The 21,474-nt window shown below is 68.3% G+C and carries 21 protein-coding genes and 1 pseudogene; 12 read left to right on the top strand and 10 right to left on the bottom strand.

Annotation, left to right across the window (positions count from 1 at the left end; translation table 11 throughout):
- The first annotated feature begins 88 nt into the window (after window positions 1-88).
- A complete protein-coding gene (locus tag AWC25_RS05960) occupies window positions 89-766 on the top strand; it encodes a GtrA family protein (RefSeq protein ID WP_069399836.1) in 678 nt (225 codons plus the stop codon).
- Here the strand turns inward: AWC25_RS05960 and AWC25_RS05955 are convergent.
- From AWC25_RS05955 to AWC25_RS05945, 3 genes are read right to left on the bottom strand one after another with little or no spacing between them, the layout of a single operon-like run.
- Window positions 721-1,239, bottom strand: a complete 519-nt coding sequence (locus AWC25_RS05955) for a PH domain-containing protein (RefSeq protein WP_069399837.1) — start codon at window positions 1,237-1,239, stop codon at window positions 721-723. The two genes, AWC25_RS05960 and AWC25_RS05955, sit on opposite strands and share 46 nt — an antisense overlap.
- 9 nt (window positions 1,240-1,248) lie before the next feature.
- Window positions 1,249-2,076: a biotin--[acetyl-CoA-carboxylase] ligase gene (locus AWC25_RS05950; RefSeq protein ID WP_085166480.1), complete on the bottom strand. Its 828-nt coding sequence runs from the start codon at window positions 2,074-2,076 to the stop codon at window positions 1,249-1,251.
- Window positions 2,077-2,103: 27 nt separating this feature from the next.
- The gene (locus AWC25_RS05945; RefSeq protein WP_069399839.1) at window positions 2,104-3,669 is read right to left on the bottom strand and encodes an FAD-binding protein; all 1,566 of its coding nucleotides are present in this window, start codon (window positions 3,667-3,669) and stop codon (window positions 2,104-2,106) included.
- A 39-nt stretch (window positions 3,670-3,708) separates the two neighbouring features.
- Here AWC25_RS05945 and AWC25_RS05940 point away from each other — a divergent pair, with 39 nt between their 5' ends.
- The 7 genes from AWC25_RS05940 (at window position 3,709) to AWC25_RS05910 (ending at window position 10,150) form a co-directional block, all read left to right on the top strand.
- On the top strand, window positions 3,709-5,358 hold the full coding sequence (locus AWC25_RS05940) for an acyl-CoA carboxylase subunit beta (protein ID WP_069399840.1): 1,650 nt from the start codon (window positions 3,709-3,711) through the stop codon (window positions 5,356-5,358).
- Complete coding sequence (locus AWC25_RS05935; RefSeq protein ID WP_069399841.1) at window positions 5,355-5,609, top strand: acyl-CoA carboxylase subunit epsilon; 255 nt, start codon at window positions 5,355-5,357, stop codon at window positions 5,607-5,609. The genes AWC25_RS05940 and AWC25_RS05935 overlap by 4 nt, the downstream gene beginning before the upstream one ends.
- Window positions 5,606-6,250, top strand: coding sequence for a Maf family protein (locus AWC25_RS05930; protein ID WP_085166479.1), 645 nt, complete (start codon window positions 5,606-5,608; stop codon window positions 6,248-6,250). Before AWC25_RS05935 ends, AWC25_RS05930 begins: the two co-directional genes overlap by 4 nt.
- A 46-nt stretch (window positions 6,251-6,296) precedes the next feature.
- The gene (locus AWC25_RS05925) at window positions 6,297-7,187 is read left to right on the top strand and encodes a sulfurtransferase (RefSeq protein WP_069399843.1); all 891 of its coding nucleotides are present in this window, start codon (window positions 6,297-6,299) and stop codon (window positions 7,185-7,187) included.
- The gene (locus tag AWC25_RS05920) at window positions 7,187-7,609 is read left to right on the top strand and encodes a SufE family protein (RefSeq protein WP_069399844.1); all 423 of its coding nucleotides are present in this window, start codon (window positions 7,187-7,189) and stop codon (window positions 7,607-7,609) included. The genes AWC25_RS05925 and AWC25_RS05920 overlap by 1 nt, the downstream gene beginning before the upstream one ends.
- 132 nt (window positions 7,610-7,741) lie before the next feature.
- Window positions 7,742-9,535 carry an acetyl/propionyl/methylcrotonyl-CoA carboxylase subunit alpha gene (locus tag AWC25_RS05915; protein WP_069399845.1) on the top strand — a complete coding sequence of 598 codons (1,794 nt, stop codon included), beginning with the start codon at window positions 7,742-7,744 and terminating at the stop codon, window positions 9,533-9,535.
- 192 nt (window positions 9,536-9,727) lie between these two features.
- Window positions 9,728-10,150, top strand: coding sequence for an STAS domain-containing protein (locus AWC25_RS05910; RefSeq protein WP_069399846.1), 423 nt, complete (start codon window positions 9,728-9,730; stop codon window positions 10,148-10,150).
- Here AWC25_RS05910 and AWC25_RS05905 read toward each other — a convergent pair.
- The 4 genes from AWC25_RS05905 to AWC25_RS05890 all read right to left on the bottom strand — a co-directional run bounded on the left by AWC25_RS05905 (window position 10,121) and on the right by AWC25_RS05890 (window position 12,322).
- Window positions 10,121-10,909 carry an RNA polymerase sigma factor SigF gene (locus AWC25_RS05905; protein WP_069399847.1) on the bottom strand — a complete coding sequence of 263 codons (789 nt, stop codon included), beginning with the start codon at window positions 10,907-10,909 and terminating at the stop codon, window positions 10,121-10,123. The genes AWC25_RS05910 and AWC25_RS05905 overlap by 30 nt on opposite strands.
- Window positions 10,906-11,343, bottom strand: a complete 438-nt coding sequence (locus AWC25_RS05900) for an anti-sigma factor (protein ID WP_069399848.1) — start codon at window positions 11,341-11,343, stop codon at window positions 10,906-10,908. The genes AWC25_RS05905 and AWC25_RS05900 overlap by 4 nt, the downstream gene beginning before the upstream one ends.
- A 253-nt stretch (window positions 11,344-11,596) precedes the next feature.
- Complete coding sequence (gene usfY / locus AWC25_RS05895) at window positions 11,597-11,908, bottom strand: protein UsfY (RefSeq protein ID WP_069399849.1); 312 nt, start codon at window positions 11,906-11,908, stop codon at window positions 11,597-11,599.
- A 30-nt stretch (window positions 11,909-11,938) separates the two neighbouring features.
- Window positions 11,939-12,322 (bottom strand): hypothetical protein, encoded by a 384-nt coding sequence (locus AWC25_RS05890; protein WP_069399850.1) that lies wholly within the window; start codon window positions 12,320-12,322, stop codon window positions 11,939-11,941.
- A gap of 135 nt (window positions 12,323-12,457) precedes the next feature.
- Between AWC25_RS05890 and AWC25_RS05885 the strand changes: the two genes are divergently transcribed.
- The 3 genes from AWC25_RS05885 to nei2 are packed head-to-tail and all read left to right on the top strand — an operon-like array spanning window position 12,458 to window position 18,506.
- The gene (locus AWC25_RS05885; RefSeq protein WP_044510002.1) at window positions 12,458-13,129 is read left to right on the top strand and encodes a TetR/AcrR family transcriptional regulator; all 672 of its coding nucleotides are present in this window, start codon (window positions 12,458-12,460) and stop codon (window positions 13,127-13,129) included.
- A 34-nt stretch (window positions 13,130-13,163) separates the two neighbouring features.
- Window positions 13,164-17,723 carry an ATP-dependent helicase gene (locus AWC25_RS05880; protein WP_085166478.1) on the top strand — a complete coding sequence of 1,520 codons (4,560 nt, stop codon included), beginning with the start codon at window positions 13,164-13,166 and terminating at the stop codon, window positions 17,721-17,723.
- A 15-nt stretch (window positions 17,724-17,738) separates the two neighbouring features.
- On the top strand, window positions 17,739-18,506 hold the full coding sequence (gene nei2, locus AWC25_RS05875; RefSeq protein WP_069399852.1) for an endonuclease VIII Nei2: 768 nt from the start codon (window positions 17,739-17,741) through the stop codon (window positions 18,504-18,506).
- Between the two features lie 6 nt (window positions 18,507-18,512).
- Here nei2 and AWC25_RS05870 read toward each other — a convergent pair whose 3' ends face one another.
- Window positions 18,513-19,430 (bottom strand): extracellular catalytic domain type 1 short-chain-length polyhydroxyalkanoate depolymerase, encoded by a 918-nt coding sequence (locus AWC25_RS05870; protein WP_085166477.1) that lies wholly within the window; start codon window positions 19,428-19,430, stop codon window positions 18,513-18,515.
- Between the two features lie 142 nt (window positions 19,431-19,572).
- Here AWC25_RS05870 and AWC25_RS05865 point away from each other — a divergent pair, with 142 nt between their 5' ends.
- The gene (locus AWC25_RS05865) at window positions 19,573-19,944 is read left to right on the top strand and encodes a DUF732 domain-containing protein (RefSeq protein ID WP_244899463.1); all 372 of its coding nucleotides are present in this window, start codon (window positions 19,573-19,575) and stop codon (window positions 19,942-19,944) included.
- A 280-nt stretch (window positions 19,945-20,224) separates the two neighbouring features.
- On the opposite strand, the pseudogene AWC25_RS27295 reads toward AWC25_RS05865, so the two are convergent.
- Together AWC25_RS27295 and AWC25_RS05855 are read right to left on the bottom strand one after the other, a co-directional pair.
- Window positions 20,225-20,581: pseudogene (locus tag AWC25_RS27295) on the bottom strand (MBL fold metallo-hydrolase); the annotation flags it as partial.
- 30 nt (window positions 20,582-20,611) lie between these two features.
- A complete protein-coding gene (locus AWC25_RS05855; RefSeq protein WP_069399855.1) occupies window positions 20,612-21,472 on the bottom strand; it encodes a pseudouridine synthase in 861 nt (286 codons plus the stop codon).
- Window positions 21,473-21,474: the final 2 nt, after the last annotated feature.

Below are 21,474 nucleotides of genomic sequence, written 5' to 3'. Positions count from 1 at the left end.
CCCGCGGCGGCGGGTTGACCGGCTACGACGCAAAAATGTTAGGTACCATTTTGCGCCGTTTTCGCGTCTCTACGTACACTCACGTGTTGTGTCCTTCGCCGATGCCACAATCGCGCGCTTGCCCCAGGCCTTTCAACCCTATGCACAGCGCCACCACGAATTCATAAAATTTGCCATCGTCGGCGGCACCACGTTCATCATCGACTCGGCCATTTTCTACACCCTCAAGCTGACGATCCTGGAGACCAAGCCGGTGACGGCCAAGGTCATCGCGGGCATCGTCGCCGTCATCGCCTCCTACGTGCTGAACCGGGAGTGGAGCTTCCGCGACCGCGGCGGCCGCGAGCGTCACCACGAGGCGTTGCTGTTCTTCGCCTTCAGCGGCGTCGGGGTGCTGCTGAGCATGGCGCCGCTGTGGATTTCCAGCTATGTCCTGCAGCTGCGCGAGCCCACGGTCTCGCTGACGGTGGAGAACATCGCCGACTTCATCTCGGCCTACATCATCGGCAATCTGCTGCAGATGGCGTTCCGCTTCTGGGCATTTCGCCGCTGGGTGTTCCCCGACCAGTTCGCCCGCAACCCCGACAAGGCGCTCGAGTCCGCGCTCACCGCGGGCGGCATCGCCGAAGTCTTCGAAGACGAGATCGAAGACGGCAACGTCACGCTGCTGCGGGCCTGGCGCAACCGGGCCAGCCGCCGCATGGAATTGAGCCGGGCGGCTCAGCTGGGCGACTCCTCGGACCCCAGGGTGTCGAAGACCTCGTGATAGAGCAGCGCGTGTACCTCGCGCAGCCGCGGAATGTTGTAGAACTCCAACGGATCTTGTGACGCCGACTCGATAATCAGCGTCCCGGTGCGAAACATCCGCTCCCAAATCTTGTCCCGGAATTCCACGCTATTAATCCGCGCCAACGGGATATCAATCCCGCTGCGGGTCAGTAATCCGTGCCGATACATCACGCGGCGATTGGTGACGACGAAATGAGTCGTGAGCCAACTCAAGAACGGCCATAGCGTCAGCCAACCGACCACCAGCAGCCAGATCCCCCAGATCACCCCATGGACGATGTTCTTGGCCGTCTGTTCCCAATGCGTCGAGTTGACGTAGCCGGACCCGAACGCTGCCAGCCCGGTCGCCAGGATGAAGATCACGACCGGCCAGATCAGCCGCTTCCAGTGCGGGTGGCGATGGATGACGACCTGTTCGCCGGCGGCCAGGGCGTTGTCGGGATAGCTCATGCGGTGACATTAACCCCGCAAATGCACGACGTCACCAGCGGAAACGACGACGGTTTCGCCTTTGCTCTCCAGGCACAGCCGGCCGTGGTCGTCGATCGCGGTGGCGGTCCCGACGACCTCTTTGTCACCGGGCAGCTGCGCGCGCACCCGGGCGCCGAGGGTCAGGCTGCGCGCGCGGTAGTCGGCCGCCAGCTGCCAGTCGGCACCGCGGGCGGCCTGCCATGCCACGATCCGGGCACCGAGCTCGCGCAACACCGCGCCCACCAGCCGTTGCCGACCGGGAGCGGGCACCCCCAGGTCGAACAGCGAGGTCGCCCCCGGCCCGTCGACCTCGTCGGGTGACTGAGTTACGTTGAGCCCCAAACCAATTACCACCACCGGCCGCGCGACCTCGGCCAGGATTCCGGCCAGCTTGCCGGTGGGTTCCCCCGCTCCGGCCAGGACGTCGTTGGGCCATTTGAGGCCTAGGCGCACGCCAGTTCCCGGCAGCAGCGGACGCACGGCGTCGACCACCGCCACGCCGGTGGCCAGCGGCAACCAGCCCCAGCCGGTCACCGGAACGTCGACGACGCTGACTGCGACCGACATGGTGATCTGCGCCCGCGGCGAAGCCGACCAGCGGCGGCCGTGCCGGCCGCGGCCCGCCGTCTGATGCTCGGCGATCAGGACCGCTCCGGCGACGTCGGCGCCGCTCGCCGCGCGGGCCAGCAGATCGGCGTTGGTGGAGCCGGTCTGCTCGACGACATCGAGGCGCCGCCAACCCAATCCGGTCCCGATCAACTCGGCGCGCAACGCGGCGGCGTTCAGCGGGGCACGAAATCGATCTCGGTCGGTCACCGGGCCCAGCCTAGAACGCCGGACGGGTCAGGCGGGACGGTCGCGCATGTCCAGCACGGCCAGATGGCTGAACAGCATGCTGGTCCCGATCGGGTTGCCACCGCCGGGATAGGCGGTCCCGCTGGGCGCGGCCATCGTGTTACCCGCCGCGTACAAACCCGCAATGGGCTGGCCAGACCCGTCCAGAACCCGCGCCGCGGTGTCGGTCCGCAACCCGCCCTTGGTGCCCAGATCGGAGATGCCGAACGCAGCCGCGTGATACGGCGGGCGGTCGATGGGGACCAGGGGCGAGGCGCCGCCGGAGAACGCGCGGTCGAAGGCCTCGTCCCCGCGGCCGAAGTCGTCGTCGACGCCGGCGGCGGCGAACCCGTTGAACCGGGCCACCGTTGCCGCCAGCTGCCGGGCCGCGACGCCGATCTTGGCGGCCAGTTCCTCCAGCGTGTCCGCGGAGTGCCACAGGCCGGCCGCGACGTACTTCTCGGTTTCGACGATGCTGACGTTGGGCGCCTTCACCGGCGGCACCTCGCCCTCTCGGTCGTCGTAAATCATCCAGTACGGCAACGTTATTGAGCCGTCCTGCAGTTGCCTGATGATCTCGCGCGCGGCCCGGTCGTAGGCCTGTGACTCGTTGACGAACCGGTTGCCGTCCTGGTTGACGAAGATGCCGCCGGTGAACCACAGCGCGAACGCGCAGCGGCCGTCGGGGTGCGTCAGGCCCGGTGACCACCACGCCTGATCCAGCAAGTCGGTGTCGGCGCCGACGGCGACGCCGGCCTGCAGCGCCAGGCCGCGACTGCCCGGGCCGCCCATGGTGTCGCGCGCGTCGCCGGGCACGCCAAAGCGGCGGCGCAGCTCGTCGTTGGCTTCGAAGCCGCCAGCGGCCAGCAGCACCCCCCGGCGGGCGCGGATCGCGCGGCGCTTGCCGGCGGTCTCGACGATGGCGCCGGCGACCCGACCGTCGCAGCGCACCAACTCGACCAGGGCGGTGTCGCGCCGCAGCGAGGCGTTCGGGTACTGCCCGATGGCCTTGAGGAATCGCGCGATCAGGGCACGGCCACCGAGAAAGTAGTCCGCCGGTGTCGGCACGCCGAGCCGATCGGTGTCCAGCGGGCCCCGGATCGCGTCCCGCAGTTCGGGCGCGGCGGCCACCGCCAACGGCTTGGCGGCGATGTGGCGCCCACCGTCCAGGCGCGCCTTTGGCGCCTTGCCGTAGTAGTCGGGCCACGGCAACGGCACGAATTTGATGTTCGGGTCTTGCTCGAGGTACTCGATCAGCGGCGCCCCGCCGCGCACGAACGTCTCCTGCAGGTCGCGCGGAGTGCGGTCGCCGACCACGGCGCGGTAGTAGGTGAGGGCGTCCTCGATGGTGTCCTCGACACCGCCCCAGTTACCGGCCCGGACCAGCACGGGATTGCACGGGAACCACACCCCGCCCCCGCCGGAGTAGGCCGTCGTGCCGCCGAACTTGTCGGTCGCCTCGACCAGCAACACCCGCAGGCCCTCGCGGGCGGCGGTGTAAGCCCCGGTGACGCCGCCGCCGCCCGAGCCGGCAACGAGCACGTCGCATTCGTCGCTCCACTCCACCGTGCCCATAGTCAGCGCAGCCTATCCCCGCCGCTAAGCTCGACTCCCATGACCAGCGTTACCGACCACACCGGGCATTCAGCGGAACCCGCTGCCGAGCACACCATCGACATCCACACCACCGCGGGCAAGCTGGCCGAACTGCACAAGCGCCGGGAAGAGTCGCTGCACCCGGTCGGTGCGGAAGCCGTCGAGAAGGTGCACGCCAAGGGCAAACTGACCGCCCGCGAACGCATCCTCGCGCTGCTCGACGAGGACTCGTTCGTCGAACTGGACGCGCTGGCCCGCCACCGCAGCAAGAACTTCGGCCTGGAAAACAACCGTCCGCTTGGCGACGGCGTGATCACCGGCTACGGCACCATCGACGGCCGCGACGTCTGCATCTTCAGCCAGGACGCCACCGTGTTCGGCGGCAGCCTCGGCGAGGTCTACGGCGAGAAGATCGTCAAGGTCCAGGACCTGGCCATCAAGACCGGCCGCCCGCTGATCGGCATCAACGACGGCGCCGGCGCCCGGATCCAGGAGGGTGTGGTCTCGCTCGGCCTGTACAGCCGCATCTTCCGCAACAACATCCTGGCCTCCGGTGTCATCCCGCAGATCTCGCTGATCATGGGGGCCGCGGCCGGTGGGCACGTCTACTCGCCCGCCCTGACCGACTTCGTCGTCATGGTCGACCAGACCAGCCAGATGTTCATCACCGGGCCCGACGTCATCAAGACGGTCACCGGCGAGGACGTCACGATGGAGGAGCTCGGCGGCGCGCACACCCACATGGCCAAGTCGGGCACGCTGCATTACGTCGCCTCCGGCGAACAGGACGCGTTCGAGTGGGTCCGCGACCTGCTCAGCTACCTGCCGCCGAACAACTTCACCGACCCGCCGCGTTACGCGGTTCCGATTCCGGAGGGCCCGATCGAGGACAACCTCACCGAGGAGGACCTCGAGCTGGACACCCTGATCCCGGACTCGCCGAACCAGCCCTACGACATGCACGAGGTGATCACCCGAATCCTCGACGACGACGAATTCCTGGAGATTCAGGGCGGCTACGCGCAGAACATCGTCGTCGGATTCGGGCGCATCGACGGCCGACCGGTGGGCATCGTGGCCAACCAACCCACCCAGTTCGCCGGATGCCTGGACATCAACGCCTCGGAGAAGGCCGCCCGGTTCGTGCGCACCTGCGACTGCTTCAACATCCCGATCATCATGCTGGTCGACGTGCCGGGCTTTCTGCCCGGCACCGGCCAGGAATACAACGGCATCATCCGGCGCGGAGCCAAGTTGCTCTACGCCTACGGCGAGGCCACCGTCCCCAAGATCACGGTCATCACCCGCAAGGCCTACGGCGGCGCCTATTGCGTGATGGGTTCCAAGGACATGGGCTGCGACGTCAACCTGGCCTGGCCGACCGCGCAGATCGCGGTGATGGGGGCGTCCGGCGCCGTCGGGTTCGTCTACCGGCAACAGCTCAAGCAGGCCGCCGCCGAGGGCCGCGACGTCGACGCGCTGCGGCTGCAGTTGCAGCAGGAGTACGAGGACACGCTGGTGAACCCGTACGTCGCCGCCGAGCGTGGCTACGTCGATTCGGTCATCCCGCCGTCGCATACCCGCGGCCACATTGCCACGGCGCTGCGCCTGATGGAACGCAAGATCGCCCACCTGCCGCCGAAGAAGCACGGGAACATTCCGCTATGACCGAACAGACCGCCGGAGTCAGCGGGGAGGCCGACCACCCGCACGAGCCGCACATTCAGATCCTGCGGGGCAACCCCACCGACGCGGAGGTGGCCGCGTTGATGGCGGTGTTGGGCAGCGTCGGGGGCACACCCGCGCAGCCGCCGTCCGAGAGCACCCGGTGGGGGCTTCCGGTCGACAGGCTGCGCTACGCGATCAGCAACTACCAGCGAATCACCCTGCAGGAACGCGTACACATGCGTCGCCATTGACGCGCGTCGTACTCGGCTCGGCTTCGACCGGCCGCCGAAAAGTGTTGCGCCAAGCCGGAATTGAGCCGCTCGTCGTTGTCTCAGGTGTCGACGAAGACCGCCTCGTCGCCGAGCTTACTCCCAGCGCCGACCCCGGCGAGGTGGTGTGCGCGCTGGCCCGGGCCAAGGCTGAACGGGTCGCGACGGAACTGGATCGCGGCGTCGCAGCGGATTGTGTTGTCATTGGCTGTGATTCGATGCTCTACCTCGACGGAAGGCTCTGCGGCAAGCCGGAATCCACCGCCGCGGCCCGCGAATTGTGGCAGTCGATGGCCGGCCGATCCGGCCAGCTGTATACCGGGCATTGCGTAATCCGATTGCAGGACAACGTAATTACCGACTCTGCGGCGCAAACATCGGTCACCACAGTGCATTTCGGACATCCGTCACCCGAAGACCTGGAGGCCTACCTGGCCAACGGCGAGTCGTTGCAAGTGGCCGGCGGGTTTACCCTCGACGGCCTGGGCGGCTGGTTCATCGACGGTGTCGACGGCGACCCGTCGGCTGTGATCGGACTCGGCCTGCCGCTGACTCGCGCACTGCTACGCCGGGTCGGCCTGTCGATTGCGGCCCTGTGGGCCGACAACCACCCGGGCCGTTAAACCCGGCCGGGTCTGCGCCCGCGGGCCTGACGGTAGGCTTTGACCTGTGCCGCTTCCCCCCGATCCGTGCCCGACCCTGACGCAGTACGCCCACCCGGAACGACTGGTCACCCCCGACTGGCTGTCCGGCCACCTGGGTTCACCCGGTCTGGCCATCGTCGAATCCGACGAAGACGTCCTGCTCTACGACGTCGGGCACATTCCCGGCGCCGTCAAGATCGACTGGCACACCGACCTCAACGATCCCCGGGTCCGCGACTACATCACCGGTGAGCAATTCGCGGAATTGATGGACCGCAAAGGCATCTCCCGCGACGACACCGTGGTGATCTACGGCGACAAGAGCAATTGGTGGGCGGCCTACGCGCTGTGGGTCTTCACCTTGTTCGGCCATCCCGACGTGCGGCTGCTCAACGGCGGACGCGACCTCTGGCTGTCCGAGCGTCGCGACACCAGCCTGGAGGTGCCGTCGAAAACCTCGACCGGCTACCCCGTCGTCGTGCGCAACGACACCCCGATCCGCGCCTTCAAGGACGACGTGCTGGGCATCCTGGGCCACGAGCCGCTGATCGACGTCCGCTCCCCCGACGAGTACACGGGCAAGCGCACCCACATGCCCGACTACCCCGAAGAGGGCGCGCTGCGGGCCGGGCACATCCCCACCGCCCGGTCGATCCCCTGGGGCAAGGCGGTCGACGAGAGCGGGCGGTTCCGCGGCCGCGAGGAGCTCGAGGAGATCTACGGGTTCCTGCAGCCCGACGACAACCCAGTTGTCTACTGCCGCATCGGCGAACGATCCAGCCACACCTGGTTCGTCCTCACCTACCTGCTGGGCAAACCCGGCGTCCGCAACTACGACGGGTCGTGGACCGAGTGGGGTAACACGGTGCGGGTGCCGATCGTCGCGGGCGAGAGCCCGGGAGCCGTCCCGGTCTGATGAGCCTGCCCGCGCCGCTGGCCGAGGTGATGTCCGACTTCGCCGAAGTTGCGGGGCAGGACAAGCTGAAACTGCTGCTGGAGTTCGCCGACGAGCTGCCCGCGCTGCCCGACGACCTGGCCGAGGCGGCGATGGAGCCCGTCCCCGAATGCCAATCACCACTGTTTTTGCACGTGGACGCGGCCGACCCGAACCGGGTGCGGTTGTACTTCAGCGCCCCGGCCGAGGCGCCCACCACCCGCGGATTCGCGTCGATCCTGGCCGCCGGCCTCGACGAACAACCCGCCGCCGACATCCTGGCAGTCCCCGACGACTTCTACCTGGAGTTGGGCCTGGCCGCGTTGATCAGTCCGCTACGGCTGCGCGGCATGTCGGCGATGCTGGCCCGCATCAAACGGCGCCTGCGAGCTACCACGGAGTAATGCCCCAAACCCGGCACCGCCTCATCGGCCCGGCGGCGCGGCGCTTAGACTTCCCCGAAAATCGTTGTAAGAAATTCTCTTAGAGACGCACGCAGACCAATCTCTGCTAGATAGGCCCAAACAGGAGGCGCAGTGGCCAGTCACGCCAGCTCAAGGATCTCCAAGGTGCTCGTCGCCAACCGCGGCGAAATCGCTGTCCGGGTGATCCGCGCGGCCCGCGATGCGGGCCTGTCCAGCGTGGCGGTGTACGCCGAGCCCGACGCCGAGTCGCCGCACGTGCGGTTGGCCGACGAGGCGTTCGCGCTCGGGGGCCAGACCTCCGCGGAGTCCTACCTGGACTTCGACAAGATCCTCGACGCCGCGGCCAAGTCGGGCGCCAACGCCATCCACCCCGGCTACGGCTTCCTGTCGGAGAACGCCGATTTCGCTCAGGCGGTGCTCGACGCCGGCCTGATCTGGATCGGGCCCAGCCCGCAGTCGATCCGCGACCTCGGCGACAAGGTGACCGCCCGCCACATCGCGGCGCGGGCGCAGGCACCGCTGGTGCCGGGCACCCCGGACCCGGTCAAGGACGCCGACGAGGTGGTTGCGTTCGCCAAGGAATACGGCGTGCCGATCGCGATCAAGGCGGCGTTCGGCGGCGGGGGCCGCGGCATGAAGGTGGCCCGCTCGATCGAAGAGATCCCCGAACTGTTCGAGTCGGCCACCCGTGAGGCCGTTGCCGCGTTCGGCCGCGGCGAGTGCTTCGTCGAGCGCTACCTGGACAAGCCGCGTCACGTCGAAGCCCAGGTCATCGCCGACCAGCACGGCAACGTCGTCGTCGCCGGCACCCGCGACTGCTCGCTGCAGCGCCGCTTTCAGAAGCTGGTCGAGGAGGCGCCGGCACCATTTCTGACCGACGCCCAGCGCAAGGAGATCCACGAGTCGGCCAAACGGATCTGCAAAGAGGCGCACTACTTCGGCGCCGGCACCGTCGAGTACCTGGTCGGCCAGGACGGGCTGATCTCGTTCCTCGAGGTGAACACCCGGCTACAGGTGGAACACCCCGTCACCGAGGAGACCGCCGGCATCGACCTGGTGCTGCAGCAGTTCAAGATCGCCAACGGCGAGAAGCTGGATCTCACCGAGGACCCGACGCCGCGCGGGCACGCCATCGAGTTCCGGATCAACGGCGAGGACGCCGGCCGCGGTTTCTTGCCCGCGCCCGGTCCGGTCACCCGCTACGACATCCCCACCGGCCCCGGTGTCCGGCTCGACTCGGGTGTAGAGGCCGGTTCGGTGATCGGCGGCCAGTTCGACTCGATGCTGTCCAAGCTGATCGTGTACGGCGCCACCCGCGAGGAAGCGCTGGCGCGGGCCCGCCGGGCGCTCGACGAATTCCACGTCGAGGGCCTGGCCACGGTCATCCCGTTCCACCGCGCGGTGGTGTCCGACCCGGCATTCGTCGGTGACGGCAACAGCTTCTCGGTGCACACCCGCTGGATCGAGACGGAGTGGGACAACACCATCGAGCCCTTCACCGGCGGCGAGCCGCTCGACGAAGGGGAGACCAGGCCGCGGCAAAACGTCGTGGTCGAGGTCAACGGGCGCCGGCTCGAGGTGTCGCTGCCCGGCGACCTGGCGCTGTCGGGCGGCGCGTCCGACCCGGCCGGCGTGGTCCGCAAGAAGCCGAAGCCGCGCAAGCGGGGCGGGCACAGCGGGGCCGCGGCGTCCGGCGACGCGGTCACCGCGCCCATGCAGGGCACCGTGGTGAAGGTCGCGGTCTCCGAAGGTCAACAGGTCGCGGTCGGTGACCTGGTCGTGGTCCTCGAGGCGATGAAGATGGAGAACCCGGTCACCGCGCACAAGGAGGGCACGATCACCGGTCTGGCGGTCGAGGCCGGCGCGGCCATCACCCAGGGCACGGTGCTCGCCGAAATCAAGTAGCTGCCGGCCGGACGTTCCTGGGAATCAGCTAAGAACGGTGTCGCATCCCGCACACCGGGGGTAGGGTTCTGGGCAGGTTGAGTTCACAGCCGCCCGGACGACGTCAGCGCCGCGCGGAAGGCGAATTCCCTTCGCATCACTTCGCCGCAGACGCCGTCGAAAGCACCCATCCTCGGCTGAGGGAGTGAAGCAATGTCTGTGACTCAATCGTGGCAGCGGTGCCGCACGGCGCAATTCAGCGCCAGCCGGACCGACGCCGGCACCGTCATCACCGTCGACGGCGAACTCGACGCCGCGAACTCAGATCAGCTCGTCGTCTACGTCGAGCGCAACGCCCGGCGGGCGATGCGCCTGGTCCTTGATCTACGTCGGCTGGAATTTATTGGCACAGCAGGCTTTTCAGCGCTGCACCGGATCAATGTGGTGTGCTCTGCGGCGCAGCTGAACTGGGCCATGGTGCCCAGCGCGGCGGTCGAGCGGTTACTACGGGTCTGCGCCCCCGACGGCATCCTGCCGGTCACGACGCCGTCCGACGAGCCGCTGCTGAAGGGGGCCGTGACGGCCGGTGGCAGTCGGACTCGCCCGCTACTCCAGTTGGTCACGGAGCCGCGCTAGCGACTTCGCGAGCAACCGCGACACGTGCATCTGCGAGATGCCGACCCGTTCGGCGATCTGGGTCTGGGTCATCGACTCGAAGAACCTGAGCACCAGCACGGTTCGTTCGCGCTCCGGCAAACTTTCCAGCAACGGCCGCAGCGCCTCCCGGTCCTCGATCCGGTCCATGCTGGAGTCGACGTCGCCCAGTGTGTCGGCGATGGCGCGCGCGTCGTCGTCGTCGCCGCCCCCGCCGCTATCGATGGACAACGTGTTGTAGGAGCTGCCGGCTACCAGACCTTCGACGACCTCGGCACGGTCCATGTCGAGTTCGGCCGCGAGTTCGGTGGCGGTGGGCGCCCGACCCAGGCGCTGGGACAGTTCGGCGGTGGCGGCGCCGAGGCGCAGATGCAGCTCCTTGAGCCGTCGCGGCACCTTGACCGACCAACTGTTGTCGCGGAAGTGCCGCCGAACCTCCCCCATGATCGTCGGCACCGCGAATGACACGAAGTCCGAGCCCGTCTCGACGTCGAACCGCACCACGGCGTTGACCAGCCCGACCCGCGCGACCTGCACGAGGTCGTCGCGCGGCTCACCGCGGCCCTCGAATCGACGGGCGATGTGATCGGCCAGCGGCAAGCACCGCTCGACGATCTTGTCCCGTTGACGCTGGAATTCCGCCGAATCCGCGGAAATGTTGGCCAGCTCACGGAACATGTCCGGAACGTCGGCGTATTCGTTTGGGCGCGAACCCGAACCGCCGTCAGCTTGCGCTGTCACCGGCCAGCGGCCGCCCGTCGCGCCGTCAGCGTGATACCGAAAATGCTGCCGGTCTCGTTGGGTTCGCGTCCGTCATGGAACGTCTGGACGTCGTCGGCCAGCGACGTCAGCACATGCCAACTGAAGCTGCCGGGCGACACCACATCGTGGGTGTCGCATGCCGCGGATGCCTCCACCATCAACTCGTTCTCGCGCGGGTCGACCACCACGACGAGGGTCGCGTCCGCGGTCGCCGACCGGATCAGCCGGGTGCACACCTCGTCGACCGCGAGCCGCAGGTCCGCCACCGCGTCGAAATCCAGATCCTCATAGGTGCCGATCGCACCCACCAGGGTGCGCAGCATCGCCAGATTCTCCAGCCGCGCAGCTACGTGCAGTTCGACGGCCCTGTGGCCGCGTTGACGCTTGGCAGGGCGCAAACCACCCTCAGTCATAGGGTCTCCCGGCAAAGTTTGACTCACACTACCCCTCGCTTTGAGCGCACCAAAGGACGCTACAGCCCACCCGGTTGGCCATGACCGCCGCCCGGTATGTCACTCGCTATGGAGGTGCCTGTTGGGACCGGCACGCCCGACCTCGTGGCCCCGTCGATGCGGTGCACCCTAAGCCCAGACACTCATCATGGTCTAGACCTGATACCCACTCGATGGGTCCGATAACCTACGAATTTTTGCCCACTATGCGGGTTCAGCTGGCGGGCCGCTGCCTGCTCACATCGGGGTGTTCGAGGTACCACTCGTTGAAGATCCGGCGTACCCGCCGGTGCTCGATGGCCAGCCAGATCAGGCCGACGACCATCACCAGGATCCCGGACACCCCAACGGTCATGCCCTCGTGCTGGTGTCCGCTGCCGAAGGCCGCAAGGCTGCCGCACACCCCGATCACGCCGGCCACCACCATCAGGTAGCCGGGCCAGTGCAGCACATCGATCAGCGATTCACCGGCCAAAGGCCGCGTTGTTCGCAAATGGTCGACGGGGTCGTGATAGGTGTCTCCCATGGCTGCTCCTACGGTCGCACCCATCAATTGTTACAGCGCAAGCACCGGACCGGCAATGGCCGGCGCGCCCACCGAAACCGTGATGATCATCAGGGTCAGCAGGAACCACCCGGCGCCGTGCCAGCCCCACCACGTCCCCTCGGCGCGCCACACCCGGTGGGTCCGCAGGAACGCCCACAACCCGGCCAGCAACAACATCACCGGGCCGCCGAACGCCAGCAGGGTTCGCTGCGGTACGCCGCACGCCGCGGTGTCCACGTTGGTGCCCGGACATGTGCTGACCCACAACGCGGCCAGCACGATAAAACCGACGGCCGCACTCGCGGAAAGGACGGTGAAGCGGATGGCGGCGCGCACCTCGGAATCCTCGTGGCCCAGGCGATCGCCACGTGATCGCTCATCGGCTTTTGGCATCTGCGAAACCTCCCGCGTACCGACTCCGTTTGGTGTTTCGTCCGCGACGACCGATTAGTTACCGAAATTCCCGGGTGGCGAAGAGATAAACGAAGTCCGAATTGCTTCTCATCGTCGCTGGGTACTATCTGACACATGCCAACGGCTAGGAGGCGGTTGTCCCCCGAGGATCGACGCGCTGAACTGCTCGCTTTGGGTGCGGAAGTCTTTGGGAAGCGGCCCTACGACGAGGTCCGCATCGACGAGATCGCCGAGCGAGCCGGCGTCTCCCGCGCCCTGATGTACCACTACTTTCCCGACAAGCGGTCGTTCTTCGCCGCGGTCGTCAAGGACGAGGCGGACCGCCTCTACGAGGCCACCAACAAACAGCCCGTCGCCGGACTGACCATGTTCGAAGAGGCGCGGATGGGCGTGCTGGCCTATATGGCCTACCACGAGCAGAACCCGGAGGCCGCCTGGGCGGCGTACGTCGGGATGGGGCGCTCCGACCCGGATCTGCTGGGCGTCGAAGACGATGCCAAGAACCGTCAGCTGGAACTCATCATGACGCGCATCCACGAGGTCGTCGCCAAGGTTCCCGGCGCCAAGATCGAGCCGGACGTCGAACGGCACCTACGCGTCATCCTCAACGGCTGGATCGCGTTCACCTTCGAACTGTGCCGCCAGCGCATCATGGACCCGACCGTGAGCGCCGAGCGGCTGGCCGACGCGTGCGCGCACACCCTGCTCGACGCGATCACCCGGGTGCCCGAGATCCCGCCGGAACTCGCGCACGCCATGGCGACCGCTCGCCATCAGCCGCAGTAGCCCTTTTGTCGGTGCCTCTTGGCACGATGGCTAGGTGAGCACCGAAGCACTCGAGAAGTTCAGCGCGGTCACGCGCGAGTGGTTCGGCAGCACCTTCTCCGCCCCCACCACCGCGCAGGCTGCGGCCTGGCACGCCATCGCCGACGGGAACAACACGCTGGTCATCGCGCCAACCGGCTCGGGCAAAACCCTGGCCGCGTTTTTGTGGGCCCTTGATCGTCTGGCCGGCTCGCCCGAACGGCCGGCCCGCGGCACCCGCGTGTTGTACGTGTCGCCGCTCAAGGCGCTGGCCGTCGACGTCGAGCGCAACCTGCGGACCCCGCTGGCCGGTCTGACTCGTATCGCCGAGCGCCACGGCCTGCCCCCGCCGCAGATCAGCGTCGGCGTCCGGTCCGGTGACACCCCGCCACAGCGGCGCCGAGAGCTCGTCAATTCACCGCCCGACGTGCTGATCACCACCCCCGAGTCGCTGTTCTTGATGCTGACCTCGGCCGCACGCGAGACGTTGGCCGGGGTCCAGACGGTGATCGTCGACGAGATTCACGCCATCGCCGCCGGCAAGCGCGGCGCCCACCTGGCGGTGTCGCTGGAGCGGCTGGACGCCCTGCGTGACGGCCCGCCCGCGCAACGCATCGGATTGTCCGCGACCGTACGTCCGCCCGAGGAGCTGGCGCGGTTCCTGTCGGGACCGTCGCCGACCACCATCGTGGCGCCGGCGTCGGCCAAGCGTTTTGAGCTCACCGTGCAGGTGCCGGTGCCCGACATGGCCAACCTGACCGACAACACCATCTGGCCCGACGTCGAATCCCGGCTGGTCGATCTCATCGAGGCGCACGGCTCGACCATCGTGTTCGCCAACTCGCGACGCCTGGCCGAGCGACTTACCGCGCGGCTCAACGAAATTCACGCCGAGCGCAGCGGTGTCGAGCTGGCGACACAAGCCAACCGCCAGGTGCCCGGCGGGGCGCCGGCGCACATCATGGGCAGCGGTCAAACCTACGGCGCGGACACGGTGTTGGCCCGCGCGCACCACGGTTCGGTCAGCAAGGAGCAGCGCGCCCTGGTCGAAGAGGACCTCAAACACGGTCTGCTCAAGGCGGTGGTGGCGACGTCGAGCCTGGAGTTGGGTATCGACATGGGCGCCGTCGACCTGGTGATCCAGGTGGAGGCCCCGCCGTCGGTGGCCAGCGGCCTGCAACGCATCGGCCGGGCCGGTCACCAGGTCGGCGAAGTTTCCCGGGGCGTGCTGTTCCCCAAGCACCGCACGGACCTGATCAGCTGCGCGGTCAGCGTGCAACGCATGCTGGCCGGTCAGATCGAGACGATGCGCGTGCCCACCAACCCGCTCGACATCCTGGCCCAGCAGACGGTCGCGGCGGCCGCGCTGGAACCCCTCGACGCCGACCGGTGGTTCGAGACGGTCCGCCGCAGCGCCCCGTTTGCCACCCTGCCACGCAGCGTGTACGAGGCCACCCTGGATCTGCTGTCCGGCAAGTATCCGTCCACCGAGTTCTCCGAGCTGCGGCCTCGGCTGGTCTATGACCGCGACGCCGGCACGCTGACCGCGCGCCCGGGTGCGCAGCGGCTGGCCGTCACCTCCGGTGGCGCCATTCCCGACCGCGGCATGTTCACCGTCTACCTGGCCAGTGAGGCCGAAAAACCTTCGCGGGTAGGAGAACTCGACGAGGAAATGGTTTACGAGTCGCGGCCCGGCGACGTGATCTCATTGGGGGCCACCAGCTGGCGGATCACCGAGATCACCCATGACCGGGTGCTGGTGATCCCCGCGCCGGGACTGCCGGCGCGGCTGCCGTTCTGGCGCGGTGACGACGTCGGCCGACCCGCGGAGCTGGGCGCCGCGCTGGGCGCGTTCACCGGCGAACTGGCCGGCCTGGCCCGCGAGGAGTTCGAAAACCGCTGTGCCGAGCTGGGTTTCAACGATTATGCGGCAGACAATCTGTGGGTCCTGCTCGACGACCAGCGCACCGCCACCGGGACGGTGCCCACCGACACCACGCTGGTGGTGGAGCGATTCCGCGACGAGTTGGGCGACTGGCGGGTGATCCTGCACTCCCCCTACGGCCTGCGCGTGCATGGGCCCCTGGCGCTGGCGGTGGGCCGGCGACTGGCCGAACGCTACGGCATCGACGAGAAGCCGACCGCCTCCGACGACGGCATCGTCGTGCACCTGCCCGACACGGGGTTGTCCGGCCAGGACGGCGCCCCGCTTGGCGCAGAGCTTTTCGTTTTCGACGCCGACGAGATCGACCCGATCGTCACCGCCGAAGTGGGTGGCTCGGCGTTGTTCGCATCCCGCTTCCGGGAATGTGCGGCCCGCGCGCTGCTGCTGCCCCGCCGTCACCCCGGGCGCCGCTCGCCGCTGTGGCACCAGCGCCAGCGCGCGGCTCAATTGCTGGACGTGGCACGTAAATACCCCGACTTCCCGATCGTGCTGGAGACCGTTCGGGAATGCCTACAGGACGTCTACGACGTCCCCGCCCTGGTCGATCTGATGACCGGCATCGCGAATCGCCAGGTGCGGGTGCTGGTGGCCGAGACGGCCAAGCCGTCACCGTTCGCCGCATCATTGCTCTTCGGCTACGTCGGCGCGTTCATGTACGAGGGCGACTCGCCGCTGGCCGAGCGCCGCGCCGCGGCCCTGTCATTGGACAGCTCGCTGCTGGCCGAGCTGCTCGGCCGGGTGGAACTGCGCGAGCTACTCGACCCCGACGTGGTGGCCGCAACCGGCCGCCAGCTGCAGCATCTGTCCAGCGACCGGGCCGCCCGGGACGCCGAGGCCGTCGCCGACCTGCTGCGGCTGCTGGGCCCGCTGACCGAAGACGAGATCGCCGCGCGGGCCGCGACCGCCGAGGGCACCGACATCGGCGGCTGGCTGGAAGGTCTGCGCGCCGCCCGCCGCGCGCTGACCGTCTCGTTCGCCGGCCGCACCTGGTGGGTGGCCATCGAGGACATCGGCCGGTTGCGCGACGGCGTCGGCGCGCCCGTGCCCATGGGCGTCCCGGCCACGTTCACCGAGCAGGTGGCCGACCCGCTGGGCGAGCTGCTGGGCCGCTACGCCCGCACCCGCACACCGTTCACCACCGCCGAGGCGGCCGCCCGGTTCGGTTTGGGGCTGCGGGTGACGGCCGACGTGCTGAGCCGGCTGGCCAGCTCCGGGCCTTCGGGAGGTCGGCTGGTGCGCGGCGACTTTGTCGCCACCGAGACTGCCGGGGTGTCCGGCGGGGTCGGCGGCGAGCAATGGTGCGACGCCGATGTGCTGCGGATCCTGCGCCGGCGGTCGCTGGCCGCGCTGCGCGCCCAGGTCGAGCCGGTAAGCACCGCCGCCTACGGCCGATTCCTGCCCGCGTGGCACCACGTGTCCTCGCCCCAGTCGGGCATTGACGGCCTGGTCTCCGTGATCGATCAGCTGGCCGGCGCCCGGATACCGGCCTCGGCGCTCGAGCCACTGGTGCTGGCACCGCGGGTGCGCGACTACTCGCCGGCGATGCTCGACGAGCTGCTGGCGGCCGGGGAGGTCACCTGGTCGGGCGCCGGGTCCATCTCGGGCAGTGACGGCTGGATCGCACTGCACCCCAGCGATTCCGCCCCGTTGACCCTGACGGCGCCCGACGACATCGATTTCACCGACGCCCATCGCGCCATCCTGGACACCCTGGCCGGGGGCGGCGCGTACTTCTTCCGACAACTTGCCCCCGACATTTCCGAGAGTGCACTCAAAGAGGTGCTGTGGCAATTGATTTGGGCCGGGTGGATCACCGGCGACACCTTCGCTCCGGTGCGCGCGCTGCTGAGCGGCACCGGCGCCCGCAAGCGTTCAGCCCCCGCGCACCGTACTCGCCGGGCCCCGCGGCTGAGCCGTTACAGCGTCGCGCACCCGCAAACCCGGACCGCCGACCCCACCGTCGCCGGCCGCTGGTCGGCGTTGCCCGCGCCGGAGCCGGACTCCACCCTGCGCGCCCACTATCAAGCCGAATTGCTGCTGAACCGGCACGGCGTGCTGACCCGTGGCGCAGTGGCCGCCGAAAGCGTGCCCGGCGGATTCGCCACCCTTTACAAGGTGCTGAGCACCTTTGAGGAGGCCGGCCGATGCCAGCGCGGATACTTCGTCGAGTCGCTGGGCGGTGCGCAATTCGCCGTCGCCTCCACCGTCGACCGACTGCGCAGCTTCAGCGACGGGATCGATCCGGAACGGCCCGAATACCGAGCGGTGGTGCTGGCCGCCGCCGACCCGGCGAACCCGTACGGCGCCGCGTTGCCCTGGCCGACAACCGACGAAGGCGCACGGCCCGGCCGTAAGGCCGGCGCGCTTGTGGCACTCGTCGACGGCCAACTGGCCTGGTTCCTCGAACGCGGCGGACGAACATTGCTCACGTTCACCGACGACGCCGGCGCCCACCACGCGGCCGCCCAGGCGTTGGCCGACCTGGTCACCGCCCGGCGCGTCGAATCGATTCTGGTCGAACGGATCAACGGCGCGCCGGCGCTGCAGCCCGCCGGCGGGACGAACGCCGTCGCTGCGGCGCTGTCAGAGGCCGGTTTCGCCCGCACGCCTCGCGGACTGCGGCTGCGATGACCACGGCGGAGCAGCATGCCCGAGGGTGACACGGTCTGGCACACCGCGGCCGTGCTGCGCGAACATCTGTGCGGGCACACCCTGACCCGCTGCGACATCCGGGTGCCACAGTTCGCCACCGTCGACCTATCCGGCAACGTGGTCGACGAGGTGCTCAGCCGCGGCAAGCACCTGTTCATCCGGGTGGGCCAGGCTAGCATTCACTCGCACCTGAAGATGGACGGCAGCTGGCGGGTCGGCTTCCTAAACGAAAAACGTCCGGTCCGGGTGGATCACCGGGCTCGTATCATCCTGGAAGCCAACGATATTCGCGCCGTCGGCATCGACCTCGGCGTGCTGGAGATCCTCGACCGAGAACACGACGAGGGGGCCGTTGCACACCTGGGTCCCGACCTGCTGGGGCCCGACTGGGACGCCGAGCTGGCCGCGGCCAACCTGACCGCACAACCGGACCGGCCCATTGCCCAGGCCCTGCTCGACCAGCGCGTGCTGGCCGGCGTGGGCAACGTCTATTGCAACGAATTGTGTTTCATCGCCGGGCATCTGCCTACCGCGCCGGTCAGCGCGATCGGCAACCCGCGACGTCTGGTCGCTCGCGCCCGGGACATGTTGTGGGCCAACCGCTTTCGCTGGAACCGCTGCACCACCGGCGACACCCGGGCGGGTCGGCAGCTGTGGGTGTACGGCCGCGCCGGCCAGGCGTGCCGCCGCTGCGGCACCCGCATCCTCGTCGACGACACCGGCGAGCGGATCGCCTACTGGTGCCCCTCGTGTCAGCACTGAGTCGCGCTAGCCGCGGGCGTGCGCCAGGAAAAACTGCGCGATGGCTTCCGAACCGTCCAGCGCGCGGCTGGTCGGTCCGATGACCTGTTTCGGCAGATACTGCTTCCCGCCCGGCCAGGTGTGACCGCCCTTGTCAATCCGATACAGAACGACCTCGGTGCCCGCCGCGCATCCCGCCGAATCGAACCGCTGCACGACGGTGCCGTCCCCCACGTTGGGCAGCACCGTTGCGATCGGCTCCCCCCGGCACCCGTCGACCGAGCGCCACCTGTCCACCATGGCCGTGACCGAAATCGAGTGACTCAGTCCGCCGCGACCCCGGACGTCACCGCCGTTGAAATGCACCAACGGGTCGGCGGTCCCGTGCGCCTCCCATACCGAAACCGGCTGGGACGGATTGCATGTCACCCCCACCCCCAGCGTGCCGGCCACCGGCGCGATCGCGGAAAAAACATCAGCGCGATCACAACCCAGCCGATTGGACATGAACGCGCCGTTGGACATTCCCGTCACGTAGAGGTGGCCGGGCGAGATGTTGTAGTCGTTGCGCAGCTTTTCGACCAGGCTGGTCAAGAATCCGACGTCGTCGATGTGCCGGCGGTCCGCAGGCGACGCGCCACGGCCGTCCGCCCAGCTCTTGTCGTAGCCGTCCGGATACACCACCAGCAGATTGTGGTTGTCGGCGACGGAATCGAAATCGGTCAGACCGCGCTGCCCCTTCCCGGTACCCCCACCCCCGTGCAGGCTGAGCACCAATCCGATCGGATCGCCCGGTGGCACATGCACCAGGAAGGTCCGATCCATCCCGCCGGAACGGAACGTCCCCGACAAATCGCGAGGTGCGGCCGCCGATACGTGTTGCAAGCCGCAACCGGCAAGACAGATCGCCAGCAAAGCCGACAACATCCATCTCGGGTACGACATGGGCTCAAATTACCTACCGTGACCCTCGGATCGGTCGGGATGGGCCGCCATACCCAACGTGGCGCTGAAAACCAACGTGTTCATCCGCTCTTCAGACTCGTTTGCATGGCCAACAATCGCCCAATGCGAGATGATTAGACGCGTGAAAATTGGCAAGTCCGGCACCCTCAACATGCCGTCGGGCACTCGCACCGTCATGGCGATCGCCGCGTCGCTCGGTGTGCTCGCAGCGGGGTTGGCCCCCGCCGCGCACGCAGACGCCAACGACGACAAGTTCATCCAGCTGCTGATCTCCGACGGCATCACCCACGATTCGGTCCCGGCCGCGATCAGCGCCGCGAAAAAAGTGTGCGAGTACCTCCAACAAGGCATGACGCCCAACGAGGTGGTCGTCGACGTGATGAACAGCAGCAGCCTGCCCGACTACGACGCCGGCTTTTTCGTCGGCGCGGCGATCCGGTCCTACTGCCCCAAATACATGCCGCCCGCGCAGGATCTGAAGCCGCAGACCTAAACCGTCGGCAAGTCGTGATCTGAGTTAGCCTCCGCCTGAGTTAAAGTTGAACGCCAGGTGAACAAACGGAGGCTTGTAAATGATCACGAAGATAACTGTCAGCGGCATCGTGCTTTTCGCTGCCACGGTTGGGTTCGCAGCGCCGGCCAGCGCCGGCCCGTTGTTCGATCAGTTCTCGTGTACCTGCGGGGCCCCGCCCCAGCTGGCCGACGCGACATCGGCGGATCGAATCGCCCAAGGCATCCTCGACGCCGAGACTCGGCAACTGCCTTAGAAGTCGCAGGGTTACCGATGCGCCGCGGCGCAGCTCGATGACGCGTTGAGCCAGACCGCGGTCCGCCATTTCCCGGACGAAGTCAGCCAAGGGTGAGGCGAAGACGCCGCAGTCGTCGAAGTGGATCGGAATGATCTTCGGCAGCGTCAGCATCGCCGCCAGCTCGGCGCCCTGGCGACGGTCCATGGTGACGGTCACGCCCCAGCCGCAGGTGCCGGCAGCGAATCCGCGGTAGTGCAGGCGTTTAGCGGCGTGCGGTGTGGTGATGATCGGCAGGCCATGGTCCAGCCGTTTCTGGGTGGCCCGGTCCCAGTGGTCGCCGTGCATGTGCGACAACACGACCGCGTCAATCGGCGGCAGGTCGGCTTACCCGGGCCCGGCGCGGCCAGACAGCTATGGCACGTCCCGCCCGCTGGCGAAGTCCCGGCGCGACCCGGTCACCGGATCGACGAACTCGATGCGTTGGGCCAGCAACCGCAGCGGCGTGCCGAAGTCGCCGGCGGGGACGTCGATCACGTTGGGGTACAACGGATCCCCGACGATCGGCAGGCCGAGCGACGCCATGTGCACGCGCAGCTGGTGGGTGCGGCCGGTGCGCGGCGTCAACCGGTAGAGTCCGTCGGCCGACAACAGCTCCACCCGGGTCTCGGCGTTCGGTACGCCCGGCTCGATGACGGCCTGCAGCTGGCCGCGGCGCTTGACGATGCGGTTACGCACCACCCGGGGCAGCCTCACGTCCGCATCGACCGCCGCCCGGGCCAGGTAGGTCTTGCGCACCAGACCGCGGGCGAACACGGTCTGGTAGGCGCCGCGCACCTCGCGCCGAGCGGTGAACAGCAACACGCCCGCGGTGAGCCGGTCCAGCCGATGGGCGGGGCTGAGCTCGGGCAGGCCGAGTTCCTTACGCAGCCGCACCAGCGCGGTCTGCGCGACATGGCTGCCGCGCGGCATGGTCGCCAGAAAGTGCGGCTTGTCCACGACCACGATGTCGTCGTCGCGGTAAAGCACGGGGATGTCGAACGGGACGGGCACCTCGTCGGGCAGATCGCGGTACAGGTAGACGCTGGAACCGGCTGGCAGCACGGTCTTTTCGTCGATCACCGCGCCGTTGGCGTCGACCACCTCCCCGGCCAGCACCCTGGCCCGGGCCCGCTCGCCGAACCGGGCGGCGAGCTCGGCCAGCACCGCCCCGCCGCGCAGCCGCACCCGCGCGGGCCCCAATCCGTCGCGCACCGGCAGCGGCGCCGGCCTCACCG

The organism is Mycobacterium sherrisii (assembly GCF_002102355.1).
Taxonomy (GTDB): Bacteria; Actinomycetota; Actinomycetes; order Mycobacteriales; family Mycobacteriaceae; genus Mycobacterium; species Mycobacterium sherrisii.
This window is presented reverse-complemented; position numbering and strand designations above follow the sequence as displayed.